Below are 21,363 nucleotides of genomic sequence, written 5' to 3'. Positions count from 1 at the left end.
ACGTGTTAACTCCGAGAAATCATGTATTTATTGACACAAGCGCATATCTTCAGTTGTCAATGGTTTAGTTCACTAACACGTTTGTTTTTGGAGTTTTTCATCCTGTGCAGTGTGCCTTTATGCTACCACGTTCTGGGTATAAGAAACACTATTGTTAAAACCTGTTGCGTCAGATTTCATCCCCGTATTAAAAATAGGGGGTTTTCATCCTCCCACGCTAGTTTTGATAGAAAAAAATTTTTTAGCAACAATTATTCACTAAAGTTTTGTGAAAATAGTGCTGGTTTCTATGACTTGAATGATTGTCAAACAGACAGCAGCTTTGATAACGAAATAAGTCAAAAATTAAATATTTGACCGGAAATCGAAGGGCGCAAGCCCCTAAATTCCATTTATAGGGATAAGCCCGTAGGGGATTTTAATCCCCGTCTAATTTCTGCGCCCACTGCTCAATAAACTCACTAACACTCACTTCTTGTTTTTTGGCAGAAATCTGCAATTTAAGCCAAGAACTTGGAGTGATTATGATATTGTGCCTAGTTTTTAACTCATCGTAAAACACTGGTTGATTCTTTGTTCTCTTTTTCCCTTTTCCTGTTGCCATTGATAGAAAGTGTGGATATACTAATAGTAGGTTAACAAAAAAAGGAGGTGATTCAAGAGTGTTGGTGCTGGAATACAAAGCGGTAGTCAAAAAAGCCCAAGCAAAAGCGATAGACGAAGCTATCCGAACAAGTCAGTTTGTTCGTAATAAAGTCCTGAGATATTGGATGGATAACCGTGGCGTTGGGAAGAAAGAGCTTTACCAGTACAACACTCAGTTAAGGGCAGAGTTTGAATTCGTTAAGAATTTGAATAGTCATGCTTGCCAGGCATCTGTTGAAAACGTTGAACGCGCTATTAACCGATTTTTTGACAATTGTAAAAACAAGAGACCGGGATCGAGCGGGCATCCACGTTTTAAGAAAGATAGCCGCTGTGTTGAATACAAGGTGTCTGGGTGGAAGCTACACCCATCAAAGCGTCGGATAACTTTCTCGGACAAAAAAGGTATTGGTGAACTTAAATTATTGGGAAAATGGGATATTCACACATATTCCATGGATCTGATTAAGCGGGTTCGGATTGTCCGTCGGGCTGATGGGTACTATGTTCAGTTTTGTGTCAAGGTAGATGTAACCTCTCTGGCAAGAACGGGTAACGGTGAAGTTGGAATAGATGTGGGACTCGAATATTTCTACTCTGATTCCAATGGACATCATGAAGAAAATCCTAGATTCCTTCGTAAGACAGAGAAATCTATCAAGCACGCTCAACGCCGTATCTACAAGAAAGAGAAAGGGAAAAACAACAGACGAAAGGCTAGAGGGCGATATGCCCGGAAGCATTTAAGAGTAAGTAGGCAACGGGAAGAACACGCCAAGAAGTTGGCGCGTAACGTGTGCAAGGCTAACGCTTTTGTCGCCTATGAAGACTTAAACGTGAAAGGGCTGGTAAAGAATCGCCACTTAGCCAAGTCAATTAATGATGTGGCTTGGACATCTTTTCGTCGTTGGTTAGAATACTTTGCTTTGAAATTCAAGACTAAAGTTGTCAGTGTGCCACCTCATTACACATCGCAAAAATGTAGTAATTGTGGACAAACTGTTAAAAAAGGACTGTCTACAAGAACTCACAACTGTCCATACTGTGGAACAATTTTGCAACGTGATGTGAATGCAGCCATTAATATTTTGTGTAAAGCAAAGTCTACCGGAGGGCATCCGGGAAGTAACGCTTGGGGAGTCGGAACCTCTACGCTGCTTGGGGCAACCCAGGCATGTGCAAGTTGCGACATTGAGCCAAGAATCCCCCGGCTTCTAGCCGTGGGGAGTGTCAATCGTCCAAATGTTCTAATAAAGAGCGATACAGGTTGATGATATGACTGTCAGCCAAGCTGTAATAGACGTTTCGACCTTCTCGACGATAACTGACTAAACGCATCACTTTTAATAATCGCAGTTGATGGCAAACTGCTGATTCAGTCATCTTCGTTAATGCTGCTAGATCGCAAACACACAACTCCTGGGAAGCCAAAGCTGATAAGAGGCGTAGACGGTTTGTATCTGCCAGCACCCCAAAGATTTCTGCCATTTGCTGTGCTTTATCTGTAGCCAAGATTTCCGCCTGAGTTGAGCGTACATTATCTAGATGCACCAGGTGGGTGTCACAGGTTGGTGCGTCAGAACTTTGGAGTAAGTCCAAGCCCTGCTTTTCCTTGTGCTTATTCATAGCAAGTTTCGTTTAGCCAATGGTTATCAGTATCAATATTAACTAAATTATTAACTAAAATTTCAAGATTGAACAGTTGAATAGTTGCTCAATTGTTGTATTAAAATAATCGCAGTTATCCTTGTCGCCTTTGTTATGAAGCTGCCATGACTCAAACTCCTTCTCTCAAAACCCAAATCTTACAAGTTAGTGGCATGGACTGCGGAAGCTGCGCGAAGACAATTGAAGCAAGCTTGCAGCAGTTACCCGGTGTGACGGAAGCATTGGTTAACTTTACAACAGAAAAAGCTAGGGTTTCCTACAACCCAGATCTGTTGAATGAGAAGGCGATTTTCGATCGCATCAAAGCTTTGGGTTACACAGTTGAGCAAAGTCATCAGGCAAACTCCCATCAGCAGACCCATTCTTGTTGCCACGAACACGAACACGACCACCATCACAATACCGTTGAAGTCGCTTGTGCTAAAAAGCTACAAGTGAAAGTTAACGGCATGGATTGTGGCAGTTGTGCTAAGACAATTGAGGTTGGGTTGCAGCACATCCCAGGTGTGAGTGAAGTATCGGTCAACTTTGCGACGCAACGATTGCAACTGTCTTACGACCCACAACAGATCAGTGAAACGACTATTTATGAGCGGATTATAGCTCTGGGTTATACGGTTGAGCAGACATCGGCTAACTACTACCATCATGACCACAACCACGAGCATCGAATCCTCAAGCCAACTCAGAAACCTGTTCCAACAAACTGGAAATTTTGGCTGACCAACCGCCAGGGACAAAACGTTCTTCTTGCAGGGATAGGGTTAATCCTGGGCTTACTTGCTCAGTATTTAGCGTTACCCGTTTGGATAGCGCGAGCTTTTTATGGCATTGGCATAGTCGTTGCTGGGTATCCAATTGCACGAGCAGGTTTGTTTGAGTTACGCTTGCGCCGCGCTGATATGAATCTGCTGATGACCATTTCGGTGGTTGGGGCAGTGATTTTAGGAGATTGGTTTGAAGCGGTGCTGGTTCTGTTTTTATTCTCTTTAGGCACAACGCTGCAACTTTTCACCTTTGGTCGCACTCGCAATGCGATTCGCTCGTTGATGGATTTGACTCCACCGACTGCTACTGTGAAGCGGGGCAATAAGGAGGTGACAGTTGCCGTTGAGACTATTCAGATTGGAGAAACTTTGACGATTCGACCAGGACAGCGTGTGGCGTTGGATGGCGTAGTCGTTTCTGGCATAAGTACGATTGACCAATCTCCAATTACGGGAGAATCAATTCCACAAGAGAAAGCCCTTGGCGATACTGTCTATGGTGGGACATTGAATCAAACAGGGTTTTTGGAAGTCAAAGTTACCCACACTGCTAGTGATACAACTGTTGCCAAAATTATTCATCTGGTCGAACAAGCCCAAGAAAGCCGCGCTCCCACACAGCAGTGGGTGGATCGGTTTGCAGAGGTTTACACCCCGATTGTCATTTTGATAGCGATCGCCATTACCCTCATTCCACCCTTAGTGTTTGCTCAACCTTTTCATGTTTGGCTTTACCGGGCTTTGGTGATGCTGGTAATTGCCTGCCCTTGTGCCTTAGTCATTTCCACGCCAGTTTCAATTGTCAGCGCTATTGGTGCTGCAACTCGCCAGGGAGTTTTATTTAAAGGGGGTAACGCACTGGAGACAGCCGGACACTTGACTAGCCTTGCCTTTGATAAAACGGGAACGTTGACGCAAGGAGAGCCTGTGGTGCTTGATGTTTATGACTTGGGGGAGGTGAGTGCAAACCAGGTGTTACTGATTGCGGCTTCGCTGGAGCAACGCTCAGAACATCCTCTGGCAAAGGCGGTTGTTGCGAAGGCTCATGAACTTGGGTTGCAGTTAGAGACACCTGTTGATTTTACGGCGTTACCGGGTAAAGGAATTCAGGCAAACTTTGGTGAAGCATTTTGGTTTAAAAACAGGGCAGGCTTTGCTACACCACAGATAAATCAGGATGCTTCCAGGACTGATCAAATAAGCTTGCCCTCTTGCAAAAACAACCCTCATGAGTTATTATTTATAGTCGGAAATCGACGGTTGTTCACAGACTTTGGCATACCTTTCTCCCAAAAAGCTGAATCTCTGTTGGTTGAAATTGAACAGTTCGGTCAAACCCCTGTGCTGGTAGGAACAATCCACGGAGTATTAGGAGTCATTGCACTGGCAGATGGACTCCGGTTAGAAGCAACCGAAGCCATGCGACAGCTCAAGCTTTTGGGGCTAAAACAGTTGGTGATACTGACAGGCGATCGCGCTGCTGTTGCTAAGCGAATTGCTCAACAAGTGGGAATCACAGAGTATCAGGCACAGTTGCTACCCGAAGATAAACTCCAAGCAATTCAACAGATGCGTCGAAGAGGGGTAGTCGGTATGGTTGGGGATGGCATCAACGATGCTCCAGCGCTTGCTGCTGCAGATATTAGTTTTGCGGTTGGTGGAATTGATATTGCTCTAGAGACGGCAGATGTCGTCCTAGTGGGAAGTGATTTAAGACGGCTCGCCTATGCGGTAGATTTAAGCCGCCGCACTGTCTCAGTTATTCAACAAAATGTGGTCTTTTCTCTGGTAACAAAGGGTTTGTTTCTGCTGTTGGGGACTTTTGGGTTTGTTGGGTTAGCCGTCGCCGTCTTAGCAGATACAGGAACTTCCCTACTTGTGACTGCAAATGGAATGCGGTTATTTAGAACTAAAACTTTACCGTGAAGAACAAAAGAACTCAGGAGCGACACAACCTGCATTTTTAGGCAGTGTGCAAGATTGTCCAACTTACAGCAGCAATTCCTCAGTCAGGAGTCAAAAGGGCTTTATATCTGGCTTTTAGACAAGAGGATTGTACTTCATTTACTTGCAATGTGCTGTATTAATCATCCCTTCTGCTTCATTCAAATTCATCAACTGTAGCTGGAGGAGAAGCATCTCGGGGTTTTGGGGCTATATTGCGCTCATACCAATTCATTAATGGCGTTGAACTAATTCCATGCATAATCACAGAAACGACAATAGTGGTGTAAGTAATCCAGCCAATTTGCTCACCAAGTTCGCCTTTTAAACCGTTACCAAAGGCATAGGCAAGATAATATAGAGAGCCAACACCGCGAATGCCAAACCAACCGAATAACCAACGGGTTCTCAAATGTAATTTTTTACGAGGCGAATCTACAGGGTATTTACCAATTGTGCTGATCCAAGCTCCCACAGGTCGGATGACAAAGAACACCAACACTACCACCAATAAAGATTGGGTAGCATAAGTGACCATGGGCTTATATAATAAAATTGAACCCAATAGTAAAATTGTCCCAACTTCTAAAAGCTTTTCAATTCGCTCTACAAATTCCAATTGTGCCAGAGGCTTTTCTGAATTTTTATAACTCCGCTGCACAACTAAACCTGCAACAAATACTCCAAGAAATCCATAACCATTAACAAATTCTGTTAATGAATAAGTTAGCAAAATCGTGCTGATGGCAATAAAATCTTCCATTAATTCATCAGCCTGACGGCGTTTTTGGATTTTTGTATCAATCCAAACGATAGCTTTGGCAACTATAATTCCCATAACTATGCCAGCAGCGATCGCCCAAATTAAATCAACCGCAACCCATTGTTTAAACCAGTTGTCCCAGTTTTTATCTTTTAATGAATGAATGCCAAAATAAACAAAAGGAAATGCAAGGGCATCATTTAAACCGCCTTCAGAGGTTAAACCAAAGCGCAACTCATCTTGGTCGTGTGTATCAGTTAGTTGAACTTCTGAAGCTAATACTGGGTCAGTAGGTGCGAGAATTGCTCCTAATAAAATAGCCTCTCCCCAATCCATACCTAAAAAGAATTTGCCTACAACAGCAAGCCCAAAAATTGAAATCGGCATCAAAAAACCAATCAGCCGTGCTGTTATATCCCAAGCCCCCAATTGCAGCGGACGCACGATTTTTAAACCGCAACTATACACAGATACAATTACCACAAATTCTGTTACCCTTTCTAATATCTCGGCGTTAAAGGCTCCCTCGCGGCGCAATTGAATCAGCTCAAAACCATAGGGACCTAGGAGAATACCAACCACTAGGTAGATGAGGGCAAAGGAAAGGGGTAAGCGCGAAATCCAGCCGGAACCTAAGGTGACAACCAGCAGAAGTAAACCAATAATAAATAGATCAATAATATAAATATCAACCATAACAAATGCTTTTCCTTATAAAAGGCTGCAACAAGAGTCTACTTGCGATGGCTGTTAGGTCTATATCCCCTTACGGTAGATTTGTTTCAAAGACTTTACATTACTTATGACCGATGATGCGCATAGTCACCTACACCGATTCTGGTGGTATTGGAGGAGCGGAAATTAGCCTCAAACATTTAGTTACGAATGCGTCTAAAGATATAGACGTTACCATAGTCGGTACTTCCAATTTAGTAGTGGATGCAATTGCACAGCATAGACCGCAAGCATCACGAGTGGTATTACCAGCGAAAGGAACTCACTCCCTAACGGCACACCTGCAAGTACTGCATCGCCTGCGTCCTGATGTGGTACACATCAACATCTGCACGCCTTGGGAGTGTGCAACGGGTCTTTTCGCAGCGCTGACGTTACCCAATGCTCGTGTGGTGCGCGTTGACCAATTACCGTTACGCACCACAGACGCTGTTAATCTGTGGCGCACTAGGGCGTTGTCGCTGCGAGTTGATGCCCATGTTGCTGTTGGTGAGGCGAGTGCTAGGCAGATGGAGGACTTTTACGCTCTGGGTAGAAGATCGGTCATTTCTATACCTAACTGCGTACCGGAAATTACACAGAACCCCACCCCTAACCCCTCCTCCGCAGTCGCCTCAACGGGGGGAACCCCCGCACGGCCCTGCTCTCCGCAAGCGGGGAGGGGGAAAGGAGGCGGGGAGGGGTTAGTGATTGGTAGCGTCGGTAGACTGGATGCAATGAAGGGTCACGATATTCTGCTACGGGCTGTAGCCCAACTTGAAGGAGTGCGAGCGGTTATTCTGGGTGAGGGTGGACAACGCACGGATCTGGAGAAGCTAGCAGATGAGTTGGGGGTGAGCGATCGCCTCGAACTCCCCGGATGGGTGGACAACCCCCGCGCCTATCTACCACAATTTGACATCTTTGCTATGCCTTCGCGTTCAGAGGGTTTTCCATTGGCGATCGTTGAAGCGATGCTTGCAGCCCGTCCTGTGGTTGCTACTCGCGTGGGTAGCGTTGCGGAAGCCGTAACCGATGGTGAAACTGGCTTACTAATAAATAAAGACGATGTAGAAGGACTGACTGCAGCACTGCGCCGTCTGCGTGACGACCGAGCACTGCGTATCCGTCTTGGTGAACGCGGTCGGGAGGTAGCACAGCGTCACTTTACAGTCAAACAGATGGTTAACAGTTATGAGCGCTTATGGCGTCAAGTAGTGGCTCAACCTCAAGCTCCCCGGCTATGGGTTCCACAACCGCGTGAATGACCAGAACAAGGGGTGTAGGGGTGTAGGGTGTAGGGGTGTAGGAGAAAAGGATACAAGCCCGTTCCGTTGTTCCCTACGGCGGGAAACCCGCCTACAGGACTTCTCTCTGTTTTGAAACAGGTCGTAAATTAAAGATGTATTTTCAGATACGTAGTACGAGAAATACGGTGTCCTTGTTCTGAGCCGCCTCAATTTATTGATGGGGATCCCTACACCCTTATACCCTTATACCCTTACACCCTGCCCATAGGGCATTGACCGAAGTATCATTTTTGGTTCAGCAAACTCCATCAAATTTATCTATCTGGGTGCGTCGGTGTCCATAACCAAGCAACCACAACAGAAGGATTAGCAACACAAAGGCTGATACTGTTGTTGGCTCAGGTACCTTCTTGACTTCCTGTCCAGGTGGAGAACTCACAGGAGGAGCAGGCGGGACTTCAATGATTTGATTTCCACCAGGAGAACCACCACTGCCTACAGGAGGAACAGATCCACCAGAGGGAGGCGGAGCAGTAACAGGCATACCCCCTGTTACTGTACCTGATCCCCGACCTGAAGAACTATCTCCACCACCAACAGAAAGAAGAAGTAGGAGTAAAGCAAGACCACCGCCGCCAATCAGCCAGCTTGGAAAAGAGCTTCCTGAGCCTTGTTGCAACACGGCACCTTCTGCAAAGTTACCAGGAAAATCAACTTCTGCAAGGCTAGAGGGAATATCAAGGCTGATTGCTTCAGGCTCCAACGAGACTGGAGTTGTCCCAACAAACGCATCGCCAGGAAGAGTTTCTCCAACGAGCGAATCGGCTGGAGGAATACCAAGATTTGGGCGTCCGAACTCACTACCATCTGGTGGATATGGCACTGAGAGGTCTTGGAGAATGGTGTCTTTGAGAGACTGTTCATTCCCATTCAACGCACGCTTCGATGTAGAAAGTTTGTCTAAGTAAAACTTGGTTTGCTGCGGCTCTAAACCCAGAGCTTGAATCTGCTGCTGAGCATCGGGAATTTTTCCCACCTCTTCAAGCAACAGACGCCCATAAGAGTATTTCAAATCCAGCAAGCCACGACGAGGATCAAGCGAGTTGCCACCTGTTTCAGGTGCCCAGTAGAAGTTTTTGGTAACTTGCCCTAAACCTTCTTGAGGAGTCCGATTGACTGTCTGTCCAAGAAGATATCGGTACCCGTCCACGATATTAGGGTCGTCTTGCCGCCAAAATGAGGCGTACGGCACCTGAGAAAGATTGGGATTGTCTCCGTAGAAGGAAGCGAAATTCCTGTAGTTTTCCTCCCCACCAGCTGCTCGTATCAACAACTGCTCGTAGGTTGGTCCACCATTCGACTCAACTATTTTCTGGAAGACTGCTCCAGGCTTGTTACAAGCCGCACCAAATCCTACACTACATGCAGGAATGCCTCGCATTTGGCTTAAATCTCGCCCTGATATCTGATACTGGAGATAGTTTTGCTCTAGTCCCGGTTGAATACCATAGCGTCCAATGCTTAGCTGAGCAGAAGCAGACTGGCACGCTGTGATGAGTGCTACAATGGATGGTAGTGCAATTGCGGTTCTTTTAATAACTGACTTCAAGGGATTTACCTCCAGTAAACAAGGTGTAAGGGCATAGGAGTGTAGGAGACAAACCAATTTCAAATTCAAGATTGAAAATTATTTTTTGAACTTTCAATTTTGAATTTTGAATTTTGAATTTTTCTACACCCTGCCCAAAAGCGATCCAGCTTAAAAGGCTGGGGAGGAACCTAAATTTTGAGGTGAGTTGATGTTAATCGTGATTGCTGTGCCCTTGAGGTCTCCTCCTGTAACAGCGTTGTACAAGATGAACCCTCGGCTTGGTTGGTCGAAGAGATACCCACGACCAGAAGACGGTATCTTCCCTTGCTTAACTAAAGCAATGAAAGATTCTAGATACCTGCGTATACTCTGACGATTCCCCTGATTGGTCTTCGTATGATTTTCAATGAGTGTCATGAACAAATCCAACGTGCGAGTTTCTTGCCCTTCAATCAAAGTGCCGTTATTCAAGAAGGAACTGGCTATAAGCTTTCCATCGATTTGTTGAACTTTAAAAAGGGTATAGTAAAGCCCCTGTTTCTGGTTATCTCTCACGTAACAGACCCAGGAACCGTCTGGCTTCTGTGTAAAACCTTGTTGTGCCAGATAGGAAAACCCAGAAGCGCTTTGCTCACCTGTCGGTGGAGGTAGCAAACTCTCTACTGCATCAAAAGAGCATATCTTCTGTGTTGTTCCGGGTGGAGGAACAGTTGGAGTTTGTTGCCTTGTTCCGGGTGGAGGAACAGTTGGAGTTTGTTGCGTTGTTCCGGGCGGGGGAACAGTTGGAGTCTTTTGCGTTGTTCCGGGCGGGGGAACAGTTGGAGTCTTTTGCGTTGTTCCGGGTGGAGGAACAGTTGGAGTTTGTTGCGTTGTTCCGGGCGGGGGAACAGTTGGAGTCTTTTGCGTTGTTCCGGGCGGAGGAACAGTTGGAGTTTGTTGCCTTGTTCCGGGCGGAGGAACAGTTGGAGTTTGTTGCCTTGTTCCGGGCGGAGGAACAGTTGTAGGCTTCTGCGTCGTTTCCGGCTGGGGAACAGTTGGAGTCTCCTGTGCTATTACAAAAGAAGGCATAGCAGCATATGTAGACAGCGAAACAGCGAATGCGCCAAGCAAACGAACAACGATACTCATAAAATATTGGCGAGTGGGTAGCAACGGATGTTCTTAGGGAAGTTAATAAACACTCATATGTGACGAGTCAGAAATGAAGTGGTTTCTGTACTAGCAGAACATCAATGTACGTGCTTGATCAAAACTTTGATCAAAGGGGCGTTTCAGCAAGCAACAATGCCTGCCTATTTTTAAGCAAAGTGTAGGCAATGTTACACTGCTTGAATCAAAGTTTTAACTTATTTAAAAGGTAATAACTTACTTTTGTTTCATGGAAAGTGCTTTAGGCAATGTTTACCTAGTGCGTACATTCTTGTTTCGTAGCTACTTAAATCCCAAGAATAAGTGGTGATAGGTACTACTACTGGAGCCATAGAGATACTATCCTTCATACATAAAGATATGTGAAAGGTACTGCCTTTGACGAAGTCATACCTCTAGCCAGGTCATTTCAGGCGTTGATGTTGTTAAATGTTTATTAGCTAATAGTTGCACATGGGTGTTAACTATTGAAGGCACCCTCTCCCCCAATTTTCTGTGATGTCATCGAGTAGGAACACAAACAAAATAATTTATACCGAAATTGATGCACCGTTGATAAGAATTTTAAAAGGGCTAGAGATGTTATATTGTGCAACCGCTTGGTAGAAAAGTCAACCACCAAAGTACTGTTGTTTGCTTATTCTTGTAAGATTTTTTTCTAGCTATAAAAATTTAAAATCAGGGTACATAAGTTGAATCAGTTTTGTGATATTATTTTTTGTTTATATAATTTATATACAATTAATAATTCTAGCTAGTTTATAAAGTAAATTTGAAGTAGTCAAACAAGCCACCTTACTGAGGGCTACTAAGTAGTACTAACGCACCCTACAAATTTAAAGTTATCTTTATCAAATGATAAATTAGCAGTGATTGCCCCAAGGGCAGTGCGCTACAACCAGCGATCGCTTTTTTGAAGTTCCTCAATGAGTTGAATAGTTTTTTCTATCAACTTAATATTCAGCCAGCAATGCAGAATTTTTTGAAAAGTACTAATGTTTGCGGTGTAGTGGAACAGAATCGCCCCAAAGCCAAGGATCTACTTTCTGCGCTAATTAGCAGCTTGGGTTAATATATGAAAAGTATAAGTATAAAAAACACGATAGCCAAAGCAAGTTAATGAAATTCCGCTGCTGTATGAGAATCATTGTTACAGTATTCGTCAGCTTATCAATCTTTTCTTTGGTCTCAACGGAATTTACTATCCCAGCTTCAAGTGGACACGCTATTTCATCAAGCAAATGACCATCATCCCACCTCAATTTTTCCCACGATTGGAAAAACTTTTCCAGTCAGATGGTGTGAGTGGAACACGAGAGTTGCGATCGCCGCAGGCGGGCACTCGGTGCCATCGCGCCAAGCGCACCAGTAAAGCTGAACGCTCATTGAGGAAACCTTCGTCCTTGTGGAAAAACATTTGCCACAGATTGACTTAACACAACAGCTCAAGGAGTTTGCCAAACCTTACCCACTATGGGAGAAAGCGCCAGCTGCCCACTAGCGACGCAGTTCAAAAATTGGATTGAGACATACGCTTTTGGTTTAACATCCGGCACTTATGTCAAAGCCACCCTGTACTTTGCGAAATCCTGTTTCAGGACAATAAAGCTTTTGCAGTAGATATCTGATAAATGAAACCACAGATGTAGGCGTAAGCCGTGCCGTAGGCTACACAGATGAACACAGATAAATCATCTGTGTTTATCTGTGGTTCCAATCTCATATCTACAATTCCAACTTCTCACCTCGAATTGAATAATCCAACAACTCCATTGGGTGCATGATAGAAATTTCCTGATCTTGCAACTGCAAATGCTTACTAATCTGCAAAGTACAACCCGGATTAGGAGAAGCAATTAACTGCGCCCCAGTATTCAGCAAATTCTGCACTTTTTGCCTACCCAATTCCTCAGCCACCTCTGGTTGCAGCATATTGTAAACCCCCGCACTGCCACAACAAATAGCTGCATCGATAGGTTCACGCAACTTCACCCCAGGAATTTGCTGCAATACCTGACGCGGTTGCACACTAATTTTTTGTCCATGCAACAAATGACAAGCATCTTGATAGACCAAAGTCAAGGGTTTATCAGCAAGAGGTGACAATTTTATTGTTAAACCAACAGTCGCCAAAAACTCTTGCACATCTCTAACTTTCGCGGCGAATTCTTTAGCTTTTTCCCGATATTGGGGGTCATCTTCTAAAATGTGACCATACTCTTTTAACGTATGACCGCAACCAGCAGCATTGATAATCACAAAATCGACATCAGTATTTGCAAAACTATCAATCATCTGCCTTGCCAAAGCTTTGGCTTGTTGGGTTTGTCCTTGGTGTTCAGGAAGCGCCGCACAACATCCTTGAGTTTTAGGAATCACAACCTCACAGCCATTTGCCGTTAAAACCCGCACAGTCGCTTCATTGATTGAAGAGAAAAACAACCGTTGCACGCATCCCAAAATCACTCCTACTCGGTAGCGTTTTTCACCCTGTGCCGGAATCACATCTGGCAAATTATCCTTAAAAGATTTTAAAGTGATTTTCGGCAGAATAGATTCCATTGCTGCCAAGCGCGGAGATATTTTCTTAAGCAACCCAGTCCCACGCACGACTTTCTGGAAACCCAACTTTTGATAAACAAACAATGGAACCAGCAAAACCTTCAAACGATTGGGATAGGGAAAAAAAGAAAATATGAGTTTGCGAAATAGCGTATCCGGCAAACTGCGAGGATAATTGCGTTCAACTTGATGACGAGTTGCAGAAATCAACTTGTCATACTGCACACCAGAAGGACAAGTCGTCACACAAGCAAGACACCCCAAACAAGAATCAAAATGTTGTGCAGTTGCCTTATTCAGCGGAATCTCACCCTCATTAATCGCATCCATTAGATAGATGCGCCCTCGTGGAGAATCCATCTCCTTGCCAAGAACCCTGTAACTGGGACAAGTCGAAAGACAAAACCCACAATGAACACAAGTATCAATCAACTTCGGTTCAGGCGGATGATTCGCATCAAACCCAGTCACATTACTCAAACTAGCCTTCTTACTCTCAGAATTTTCCGAAACTTGCATATTATTTCTTCTTCTCCCCTCTCTTGGCGTCCTTGGCGTCTTGGCGGTTAATTTCCTAAATCCCACCCACAAAACGACCAGGACTTAAAATATATTCCTTATCAAACTGTTCTTTTATCCGACGCATTAACTGCACAGCATTACCAGTGTAGCCCCAGACATCCAATTGCTTAACCTTCACTGGTGCTGACAAAATAGTCACGAATCCGCCATGACTTTGACAAAGATTTCGTATCTCCAACACCTTATCAACCTTATCACCCTCAAAACGCAACACCCCCAAACCGCTAGCGATGTGAATCCAACCCAGATCGGCTTGAGTCAAAACCTCAACAGCAGAAGTAGGTAACACTCCTATTTTGCAGGTAATTGCATCATTGGGAGAAGAATGCATTTGTTCTCGCAATATGCGCCATAAATCAGCTTCATCCACAGATGAATATATCGTCCCTTGCAAACCAAGTTGCGCCCCTACTTCCAACAGTCGGTTTGACTGTTCTTTGACACTTTCAGGAATACTTTGGAAGCGAGCAATCAATCCCAATCCTTTACCCAATTCTAAGTTAGACACAAGTTGAGTTGATAGCAAATCAGCTTGGGTTGGTGTTAACGCAGAACCTCGCAGCGTATCAGCAGCTTGAGATATAGCCTTTGCGTCACCAGTCAGCACCACCGTACCGGATGCTTCAGGTAACGGATAAACGCGAAAAGTTACTTGACTTAAGACGCCTAATGTGCCAAAAGATCCAGTAAACAACTTCATCAAGTCGTATCCGGCAACATTTTTCACCACTCGCCCGCCAGCTTTGGCAATTTGTCCATCGGCACGTACAAAGGTCATACCTAGTAGTTGATCCCTTACACTACCATAACGTTGCCGTAGGGAACCTGTATCAGCGGTAGCAACAATACCGCCAATAGTTGCTGTATCTTGTGTTATGGGGTCAAGAGCGAGAAATTGCCCAGAGTCTGCCAACATTGCTTGGAGACGAGAAAACTTCATTCCAGCTTCAACTGTAACCGTCAAATCCCCTATGGCGTGTTCAATCAGTTGGTTGAGGCGTTCTGTACTCACTACGACATCAACGTCTTTGGCTAACCCACCCCAGTTAAGTTTACTGCCACTACCGCACGGTAAAACGCGCCACTTGTTACGATGCGCTTCTGTCATGACTTGGGCTAGCTGTTCGGTGGTGTGAGGATAGACGATACAACTAGGAGGCGTTAGGGAAGCAATTACCTGTAATATAGATTGTTGCTGACTGACTGGTATATTTTCCCAAGGACAGACAGAATTTTCTTCATTGATGATAGATGCAAAACAAGAGGCGATCGCTTTCATCGGTTTGTTTTATACTCCCTACATGTGACATCCTCCTACACTCCCCTATCGGGTAAGTGTAGGCTTCCCAACCTCGCGATTGAGATTTCCTGGTTGTTTCCACCTCTAGGGTGTTTCACCACTTACCTAGAGCAGCCTCATGACTTACTCCCCGGCAGACCGATTGCCCAGGCGGTTTCCGTTCCGCACAGCCCGTGCGTACTGACTACCAATCAATTGATACGAATTGGAGTACACCTATGTACTGTGAAGTTTTTACCCAACTACAGAATTGGGTACATCTCACCCAAAGTTTTTAGCTGGAACCCCCTAACTTCAATTGTCTAGGTTCAGACCAATTTATGCCGTTTGCGCTGTTCACCACGTTGCGGGAGACGTGTTCGTTTGAGTCAAGGCAACCGTTGGTTAGACGGTGTATTAATTTTATCATTTCTGTTGGGAATAGCAGCAAACGTCGCCAACACAGAAAGTTAATTTTAGGGATATTGAATCCCATAAAATTAACTTGGGGGAGTCCATGTATCCCACGCCTCCCTTACGGGTAGGGCGTGGGTCTTATAGCTCCCCCAAGCCCCCTCAAAAGATAATTTACTGGTTTAACAACCAAAATAAGGGAGTAAGGAGTCAATACAAAGAAAACTGTAAAGGGGACTAGGGATTCGGGATTGGGTTGACTAATTCCTCAAAAAGCTTTATTGACTATTAACCACGAAGCGATAATATCAATTTTGACTTCTAGGGGTTTATATTTCTATTCAGTTTAAATAATACTCTTTATACATGAGATACGTATGTCATTGTGATAAGTAACCTTAATATTTTGTAGAGACGCGACGCCAGTCGCCTCTGTCGGGAAACCAACGCCAGTCACCTACGGCGGGAGACCCGCCTGCAGTGCTGGCTCCTCCTGCAGCGCTGGCTCGCCATGGCGCGTCTCTACATGTACACATTGGCGCGTCTCTACATTTACACATTAACCGCCTGTGTCTTATTTACTGGCGTATAATATCCGTTGGTGTTTTCAGCTTTTACATTTTGCAGTAGTTCTTTACCTGTAATCAATCTTGCGCCACGTTTGCGGGTGAAATAGTTCCAGCCCCACTGAATCATCACTACCAGCTTGTTGTCAAACTCAATCAGGAAGTAGATGTGAACGAACAGCCAAAACAGCCAGGCGAAGAAACCTGAAAATTTCATGAAACCTAAGTCTACAACGGCAGAGTTTTGTCCAATAACCGCTAAACTACCGGAATCAACATAACGGAATTGTGGCAATGTCTTACCTTTGAGTCGTTGTTTAATCAGTGAAGCAACGTATTGTCCTTGCTGCATCGCTACGGGTGCAACACCTGGTAAGGGTTTGCCGTTTTGATGGGCAAAATTCGCCAAGTCTCCAACGACAAAAATGTTGGAGTGTCCTTTGATACTCAAGTCGGGTTCAACAATGACTCGTCCGGCGCGATCGCACTCAGCCCCTGTGCTTTCTGCTAGCAACTTTCCTAGAGGCGAAGCTTTCACTCCTGCCGCCCATAATACTGTCTTTGCTGCAATCTGCCTCACCTCATCACCTTGTTTGAGGGTGACAACATCACCTTCTATATTTGTCACCAGTGTTTTTGGTTGTACGGTGACACCCAACTTTGTCAGCGATGCTTGTGCTTGTGTTGATAACTCTGGTGCAAACGGTGGTAATACCCGATCCAAACCTTCGAGGAGTAAAACCTGCGTTTCGGAAGTGTCGATATTACGGAAATCCTCTTTCATGGTGTGGTAAGCCAATTCTGCGATCGCGCCTGCTAATTCCACACCGGTAGGACCACCACCGACAATCACAAAAGTTAACCAAGCACGACGTTTTTCGGGATCAGTTTCCTTTTCCGCTGCTTCAAACGCTGTAAAGATGCGGCGACGCATTTCTATTGCATCTTCCACAGTTTTTAAACCAGGGGCAAAATCTTCCCACTGGTCCTTGCCAAAATAAGAATGCTTTGCACCTGTCGCCAGGATTAAAGAATCGTAATGTATTGCTTCCTCACCCATGAAGACTTTTTGTGCTTGGGGGTCAATATCATTCACCTCTCCCAGCAGCACTTTTGTATTCTTGCTCTTACTAAGTACGGAACGCAGTGGTGAAGAAATATCAGCCGGAGATATCGTGCCAGTGGCGACTTGGTATAAAAGCGGTTGAAATAGATGAAAATTTCGTTTATCAATTAGAGTAACATGGACATCAGCACGACTCAGTGCTTTTGCGGCATATAATCCTCCAAATCCACCACCAACAATGACTACGTGTGATGGTGGCTTATTTTCTACTGCGTTTACCATAAGATTTATTTCCTTTTATTGACCGCTTGTCATCCTTCTTAACAAATTTTAAACAATTTCGTCAAAGTAGTTCTGCTCATTTTTTACATCTTTAGAAATGTAAAGGTATTGAACAACACGTGAAAAATGTAATTCGTCTTACTTTTTTCTGATAATTTTTGTATTGACATAAGTTTCATTTTCTGCATTTGCTGTGACTTGATAAAGTACAGAAGTTAAGCATGAATGAGTTAACCTTGGTGTATTTTTAATAGTGTAAGCAGACACTAACTTATGCAGCTTAGAGGCAAAACACAGTTTCTATTGCGCTAGGGTGATAGTTTAAGCAGTACGGACTAAGGATAGGGCGATCGCTTATCTAAACGCGATTAGTATTGAAACTATAATGCGGAACAGTGCGACTTTATCTTGTAGCTCCTTGTGTTTTTTTAGATACAACTGAGATGCACCGACGCACTGGAAGACTCGCAATGCTGAGATATCTAACAAGTCGTAAAATACTAACTGCTTTATTTGTACTGGTTATCTGCCTTACCCTAGTATATGGTTGCTTTTCTGGGCAAAAAACTCTAGCATCCGCGCCCGTCTTGCTCACAGATCCATTTCTACAACTTCCTAGCCCGTCTTCAGTGCGAGTTGTGTGGTTTACTGAGTTTGCTGGTTCTAAACATAGTGTTGCTTATGGGGACAATTTCCAGCAAACAGCCACAGCCAATACTACCAAACTCAGTCGGACACGAGAAGACCAAGAATCAAGAGTAGGAAACCAAACGCAAAACGGGCAAGTTTACAAGCAACCTGTCGCGCGTGACATTTGGCGACATGAGGCGGAAGTGGTTGGGTTAACTCCTGGTAAACGAGTTCCTTATCGCGTCACAAGTGTCCGAGAAGATGGCGAGAGTGTGAGTAGCAATGCTTTTACCTTAGCACCGACCCCAACTCCAGGAACACCATTGAAAATTCTACTGACTTCTGACCATCAGTTGAAACCCATGATAGCAGCAAATCTGCAAAAGGTCGTGGAAATTGGGAAAGTGGATGCGGTGTGGTTAGCAGGAGATACAGTGAATATTGCAGACCGTGCCTCTGAATGGTTTGATGATAATAGGGGCGGTGCTTTCTTCCCTTGTTTGCAAGGTCGTGCTAAGTCCCAAAAAGATTTTCATGGTGGAGAAATCATTCAACACGCCCCAATGTTTACCAGCGTTGGTAATCATGAAGTGATGGGACGCTTTGGCAAGACTGGAAGTTTAGGCGATGAATTTAATGATGCGATCCCGCGTGCGGTGGCTTTAAAGTTGTATGGGGAAAAATCGCTGAAAGATAATTCTTATAATACTGATACCTACGAAGAAATTTTCACATTACCCCAAAGTAAAGAAGGTGGAGAAACTTACTATGCTGTAAGTTTTGGTGATGTGCGTTTGGTGGTTTTGTACGCAGCGAATATGTGGCGGACTCCCAACATGGATTCATACGCGAGAGGAAAGTACCGCGAAAGAGACAAAGATTTACAAAATCCAGAGAATTGGGGTTATGGACAAGTTATTTTTGAGCCAATTGCCAAAGGAAGCAAGCAGTATAACTGGTTAGCACAAGAACTCAACAGTTCTGAGTTCAAACAAGCAAAGTATAAAGTGGTGATGTTCCATTATCCGCCGCATTCTTTAGGCGACAATATTGTCCCTCCTTATACTGATCCCGTGCCGAATATTGAACGTGATGCGAATGGCAAAATTAAGGCAGTGCGTTATAACTACCCTAAAGAAGCAGATTACCTAATCCGCGATGTGGTGCCTTTACTTGAAGCCGCTAATGTACAGATGGTACTCTACGGGCATTCGCATCTATGGAACCGCTTTCGTAGTGCGTCGGGAATGCACTTTCTTGAAACATCTAATGTTGGCAATACTTACGGTGCTTTCTTGAGTGGTGATAAACGACCAGTACCGCCTAAAGACAAAAAGGATTATGCTGCACTAGGTGATCCCAATGGATTAGAACCAGTTGTACCAACAATAGCTCCTTTGCCAGGTAAAGATGGTAAACCGATGCCGTATATTGCCAGTAATGATATTACGGCTTTCAGCATCTTTGATACGGGTACGGGTACAGTCAGCAGTTATCGTTTTGATACAAGTCAGGCGAATTCAAAGGTGGTGAAGTTTGATCAGTTTCAGTTGCTACAACTGAGATAGTAACTTATGTGACATCCTCCCCCGCTAAATCAAAGATTATAGCGGGGGCGTATCCGTTGAATCACTTCTCGGCGATTGCAAGGGAAAGCAGTGCCGTAAGTGCTGCGCCAACAAAGGAGCGTCTCCGCTACTGAGAAGGCGATCGCTACATTACCAGTACGAGCAAGAAGTTCATACGCGGCAATAATATCCTGTAGTTTCTTTTGCGAATCAGTAGAAGTCTCAGGGCTGATGACGACTAAAGTAGAATTTAGTACTGTTAGCTAGGAATCACTGTAGTTACGTCCGTGACCGAGATGAGTAGTCGAACAGCCCGCTCCTACGCTTTTCTGTCGATTGCAGCGGCAATAGTAACGATTGCCCTAAAGTTTGGCGCTTACCTGCTAACGGGATCAGTAGGTTTGCTTTCAGATGCTATTGAGTCAATTGTAAATCTCGTGGCAGCATTGGTAGCTGTGTGGGCATTGACCTATGCTGCTAAACCAGCCGATGCCGAACACGCCTTTGGGCATTCTAAAGCCGAATACTTCTCCAGTGGTGCAGAAGGTGCGTTGATTGTAGTAGCCGCCATCAGCATTGCTGTTGAAGCTCGGGGACGCTTGTTGCATCCAGAACCGTTAACACAGCTTGGATTGGGGTTAGCACTCTCGCTATTTGCAACAGCTATCAACGGCGTTGTTGCCTTTGTCTTGCTACGGGCAGGGCGACGGTTGCGTTCCATTACACTCAGGGCTGATGCTCACCACCTGTTTACTGATGTGATCACTTCGGGTGGTGTGGTAGTTGGAATCTTCCTCGTCAAGGTAACAGGCGCTCTCGTGCTTGATCCAATTATCGCACTGATAGTAGCAGCAAATATTACGTGGACAGGATTTCGTTTGCTACGAGAAACCAGTAGCGCGTTACTGGATGCAGCTTTGCCTAAAGAAGAAATTGACACAATCCGAAGCATCCTTAACGAGTACAAACGTCAGGACATCCAGTTCCATGCGTTGCGAACCCGCATTGCAGGAACGCGCCGCTTTGTTTCCTTCCATGTTCTTGTGCCTGGATCTTGGACAGTGCAACAAGGGCATGATTTGTGCGAGGCGATTGAGCTTGCTATCAGCAGGGTGCTGCCTTTAACCCACGTTACAACTCACCTGGAACCTTTAGAAGATCCAGTTTCTTGGGAAGATTTGGAGTTGGAGCGTGCGAGCAATCAGCAAATGCAAGGATGAAGTGAGATCGCCTAGAACCTTTCTTACGGCAAAGAGGATGTCTTTATTCCCGACTTTAGTTAGACGCTAAAGCCAGAAAATTACCCTTTTGACGGGTATTAAATAAAAGCGCAATCGTAGAATTTACTAGCAAATTTACTGAAATTTTCATTGAATTCCTAGTTTTTACGGTTACTAACCAACCTCTAGAGTAGTTAGGCTATAGCAGATGATATATCGTTTGTTAATCAGCTTGTAAGCTCTAGGGCAATTTCAGATGATTCTTGAAAGACCGCTAGTCATAAATCAGCCACAAATTGGTAAACTAATTCGGGAACTCCGGTTAGGAACTGGGCTAACACAAGAAAAGTTTGCTGTCAAATTCGGCGTGACCGAAAAAGAAAAGGATACAAGCCCCCAAATTATGGTATGGAGAAGAAAAAATGCGGAGTAACTTTATTCAAGCCCCTGGATTCATCCGTGGGGTCTTCACTTTTGACTTTTGACTTTTGACTTTTGACTTTTGACTTCCCCGTTCGCGTAGCGTGCCCGAAGGGCTTAGGGGTGACGTATCCCACGATAAACCGTTGGGAGAACGGACACACCAAACCTTCACCATTAGCTATGCAGAAAATTGAGGAGATGCTAAAGCATAGAGATTTGTACAGCCAAAATCTCAATTTTCAAGAAAACAAGCAGTTTTATTCTTAATTTATTGCAAAGA

The 21,363-nt window shown here is 44.6% G+C and carries 17 protein-coding genes; 7 read left to right on the top strand and 10 right to left on the bottom strand.

The window, feature by feature from the left end; all coding sequences use genetic code 11:
* Positions 1 to 418: 418 nt before the first annotated feature.
* Positions 419 to 604 (bottom strand): hypothetical protein, encoded by a 186-nt coding sequence (locus V5G28_RS08010; RefSeq protein ID WP_332988407.1) that lies wholly within the window; start codon positions 602 to 604, stop codon positions 419 to 421.
* Positions 605 to 662: 58 nt separating this feature from the next.
* Here V5G28_RS08010 and V5G28_RS08005 point away from each other — a divergent pair, with 58 nt between their 5' ends.
* Positions 663 to 1,916 (top strand): RNA-guided endonuclease InsQ/TnpB family protein, encoded by a 1,254-nt coding sequence (locus V5G28_RS08005; RefSeq protein WP_332988405.1) that lies wholly within the window; start codon positions 663 to 665, stop codon positions 1,914 to 1,916.
* Here V5G28_RS08005 and V5G28_RS08000 read toward each other — a convergent pair.
* Complete coding sequence (locus V5G28_RS08000; protein ID WP_332988402.1) at positions 1,876 to 2,271, bottom strand: ArsR/SmtB family transcription factor; 396 nt, start codon at positions 2,269 to 2,271, stop codon at positions 1,876 to 1,878. The two genes, V5G28_RS08005 and V5G28_RS08000, sit on opposite strands and share 41 nt — an antisense overlap.
* Positions 2,272 to 2,417: 146 nt before the next feature.
* Here V5G28_RS08000 and V5G28_RS07995 point away from each other — a divergent pair, with 146 nt between their 5' ends.
* Entirely contained in the window at positions 2,418 to 5,006 is a 2,589-nt protein-coding gene (locus V5G28_RS07995) for a heavy metal translocating P-type ATPase (RefSeq protein WP_336230094.1), read from the top strand.
* A gap of 175 nt (positions 5,007 to 5,181) precedes the next feature.
* Here the strand turns inward: V5G28_RS07995 and V5G28_RS07990 are convergent, their stop codons facing one another.
* The gene (locus V5G28_RS07990) at positions 5,182 to 6,483 is read right to left on the bottom strand and encodes a cation:proton antiporter (protein WP_332988398.1); all 1,302 of its coding nucleotides are present in this window, start codon (positions 6,481 to 6,483) and stop codon (positions 5,182 to 5,184) included.
* 113 nt (positions 6,484 to 6,596) lie between these two features.
* Between V5G28_RS07990 and V5G28_RS07985 the strand changes: the two genes are divergently transcribed.
* On the top strand, positions 6,597 to 7,769 hold the full coding sequence (locus V5G28_RS07985; protein WP_332988396.1) for a glycosyltransferase: 1,173 nt from the start codon (positions 6,597 to 6,599) through the stop codon (positions 7,767 to 7,769).
* A 277-nt stretch (positions 7,770 to 8,046) separates the two neighbouring features.
* Here V5G28_RS07985 and V5G28_RS07980 read toward each other — a convergent pair whose 3' ends face one another.
* The 7 genes from V5G28_RS07980 to V5G28_RS07950 form a co-directional block, all read right to left on the bottom strand.
* Positions 8,047 to 9,360 (bottom strand): hypothetical protein, encoded by a 1,314-nt coding sequence (locus V5G28_RS07980; RefSeq protein WP_332988394.1) that lies wholly within the window; start codon positions 9,358 to 9,360, stop codon positions 8,047 to 8,049.
* Positions 9,361 to 9,510: 150 nt separating this feature from the next.
* Positions 9,511 to 10,470, bottom strand: coding sequence for a hypothetical protein (locus V5G28_RS36615; protein ID WP_442994231.1), 960 nt, complete (start codon positions 10,468 to 10,470; stop codon positions 9,511 to 9,513).
* A gap of 1,269 nt (positions 10,471 to 11,739) precedes the next feature.
* Positions 11,740 to 11,877 (bottom strand): hypothetical protein, encoded by a 138-nt coding sequence (locus V5G28_RS07970; protein ID WP_332988392.1) that lies wholly within the window; start codon positions 11,875 to 11,877, stop codon positions 11,740 to 11,742.
* Positions 11,878 to 12,085: 208 nt separating this feature from the next.
* On the bottom strand, positions 12,086 to 12,214 hold the full coding sequence (locus V5G28_RS07965) for a hypothetical protein (RefSeq protein ID WP_332988390.1): 129 nt from the start codon (positions 12,212 to 12,214) through the stop codon (positions 12,086 to 12,088).
* A gap of 2 nt (positions 12,215 to 12,216) precedes the next feature.
* Positions 12,217 to 13,572, bottom strand: coding sequence for a (Fe-S)-binding protein (locus tag V5G28_RS07960; RefSeq protein ID WP_332988387.1), 1,356 nt, complete (start codon positions 13,570 to 13,572; stop codon positions 12,217 to 12,219).
* A 55-nt stretch (positions 13,573 to 13,627) separates the two neighbouring features.
* The gene (locus V5G28_RS07955; RefSeq protein WP_332988385.1) at positions 13,628 to 14,914 is read right to left on the bottom strand and encodes an FAD-binding oxidoreductase; all 1,287 of its coding nucleotides are present in this window, start codon (positions 14,912 to 14,914) and stop codon (positions 13,628 to 13,630) included.
* A gap of 966 nt (positions 14,915 to 15,880) precedes the next feature.
* A complete protein-coding gene (locus tag V5G28_RS07950) occupies positions 15,881 to 17,242 on the bottom strand; it encodes an NAD(P)/FAD-dependent oxidoreductase (protein ID WP_332988383.1) in 1,362 nt (453 codons plus the stop codon).
* A 470-nt stretch (positions 17,243 to 17,712) separates the two neighbouring features.
* Between V5G28_RS07950 and V5G28_RS07945 the strand changes: the two genes are divergently transcribed.
* From V5G28_RS07945 to V5G28_RS07930, 4 genes are all read left to right on the top strand, one after another.
* Positions 17,713 to 19,440: a metallophosphoesterase family protein gene (locus tag V5G28_RS07945; protein WP_332988381.1), complete on the top strand. Its 1,728-nt coding sequence runs from the start codon at positions 17,713 to 17,715 to the stop codon at positions 19,438 to 19,440.
* Between the two features lie 296 nt (positions 19,441 to 19,736).
* The gene (locus V5G28_RS07940) at positions 19,737 to 20,660 is read left to right on the top strand and encodes a cation diffusion facilitator family transporter (protein ID WP_336230092.1); all 924 of its coding nucleotides are present in this window, start codon (positions 19,737 to 19,739) and stop codon (positions 20,658 to 20,660) included.
* Positions 20,661 to 20,916: 256 nt separating this feature from the next.
* Complete coding sequence (locus V5G28_RS07935; RefSeq protein WP_332988377.1) at positions 20,917 to 21,093, top strand: hypothetical protein; 177 nt, start codon at positions 20,917 to 20,919, stop codon at positions 21,091 to 21,093.
* Between the two features lie 62 nt (positions 21,094 to 21,155).
* Positions 21,156 to 21,350: a helix-turn-helix domain-containing protein gene (locus tag V5G28_RS07930; protein WP_332988374.1), complete on the top strand. Its 195-nt coding sequence runs from the start codon at positions 21,156 to 21,158 to the stop codon at positions 21,348 to 21,350.
* Positions 21,351 to 21,363 lie beyond the last annotated feature (13 nt).

This window comes from Scytonema sp. PRP1, from assembly GCF_036697665.2.
GTDB lineage: Bacteria > Cyanobacteriota > Cyanobacteriia > Cyanobacteriales > Nostocaceae > Kalymmatonema > Kalymmatonema gypsitolerans.
The sequence above is the reverse complement of the archived record's forward strand: the minus strand, read 5'-3'. Positions and strand labels throughout refer to the sequence as shown.

Bases quoted from the DNA above. Each gene is read 5' to 3' on its own strand.
- V5G28_RS08010 (WP_332988407.1), bottom strand. From the start codon at position 604: ATGGCAACAGGAAAAGGGAAAAAGAGAACAAAGAATCAACCAGTGTTT.
- V5G28_RS08000 (WP_332988402.1), bottom strand. From the start codon at position 2,271: ATGAATAAGCACAAGGAAAAGCAGGGCTTGGACTTACTCCAAAGTTCT.
- V5G28_RS07995 (WP_336230094.1), top strand. From the start codon at position 2,418: ATGACTCAAACTCCTTCTCTCAAAACCCAAATCTTACAAGTTAGTGGC.
- V5G28_RS07990 (WP_332988398.1), bottom strand. From the start codon at position 6,483: ATGGTTGATATTTATATTATTGATCTATTTATTATTGGTTTACTTCTG.
- V5G28_RS07985 (WP_332988396.1), top strand. From the start codon at position 6,597: ATGATGCGCATAGTCACCTACACCGATTCTGGTGGTATTGGAGGAGCG.
- V5G28_RS36615 (WP_442994231.1), bottom strand. From the start codon at position 10,470: ATGAGTATCGTTGTTCGTTTGCTTGGCGCATTCGCTGTTTCGCTGTCT.
- V5G28_RS07970 (WP_332988392.1), bottom strand. From the start codon at position 11,877: ATGAGCGTTCAGCTTTACTGGTGCGCTTGGCGCGATGGCACCGAGTGC.
- V5G28_RS07965 (WP_332988390.1), bottom strand. From the start codon at position 12,214: ATGAGATTGGAACCACAGATAAACACAGATGATTTATCTGTGTTCATC.
- V5G28_RS07960 (WP_332988387.1), bottom strand. From the start codon at position 13,572: ATGCAAGTTTCGGAAAATTCTGAGAGTAAGAAGGCTAGTTTGAGTAAT.
- V5G28_RS07955 (WP_332988385.1), bottom strand. From the start codon at position 14,914: ATGAAAGCGATCGCCTCTTGTTTTGCATCTATCATCAATGAAGAAAAT.
- V5G28_RS07950 (WP_332988383.1), bottom strand. From the start codon at position 17,242: ATGGTAAACGCAGTAGAAAATAAGCCACCATCACACGTAGTCATTGTT.
- V5G28_RS07945 (WP_332988381.1), top strand. From the start codon at position 17,713: ATGCTGAGATATCTAACAAGTCGTAAAATACTAACTGCTTTATTTGTA.
- V5G28_RS07940 (WP_336230092.1), top strand. From the start codon at position 19,737: ATGAGTAGTCGAACAGCCCGCTCCTACGCTTTTCTGTCGATTGCAGCG.
- V5G28_RS07935 (WP_332988377.1), top strand. From the start codon at position 20,917: ATGATTCTTGAAAGACCGCTAGTCATAAATCAGCCACAAATTGGTAAA.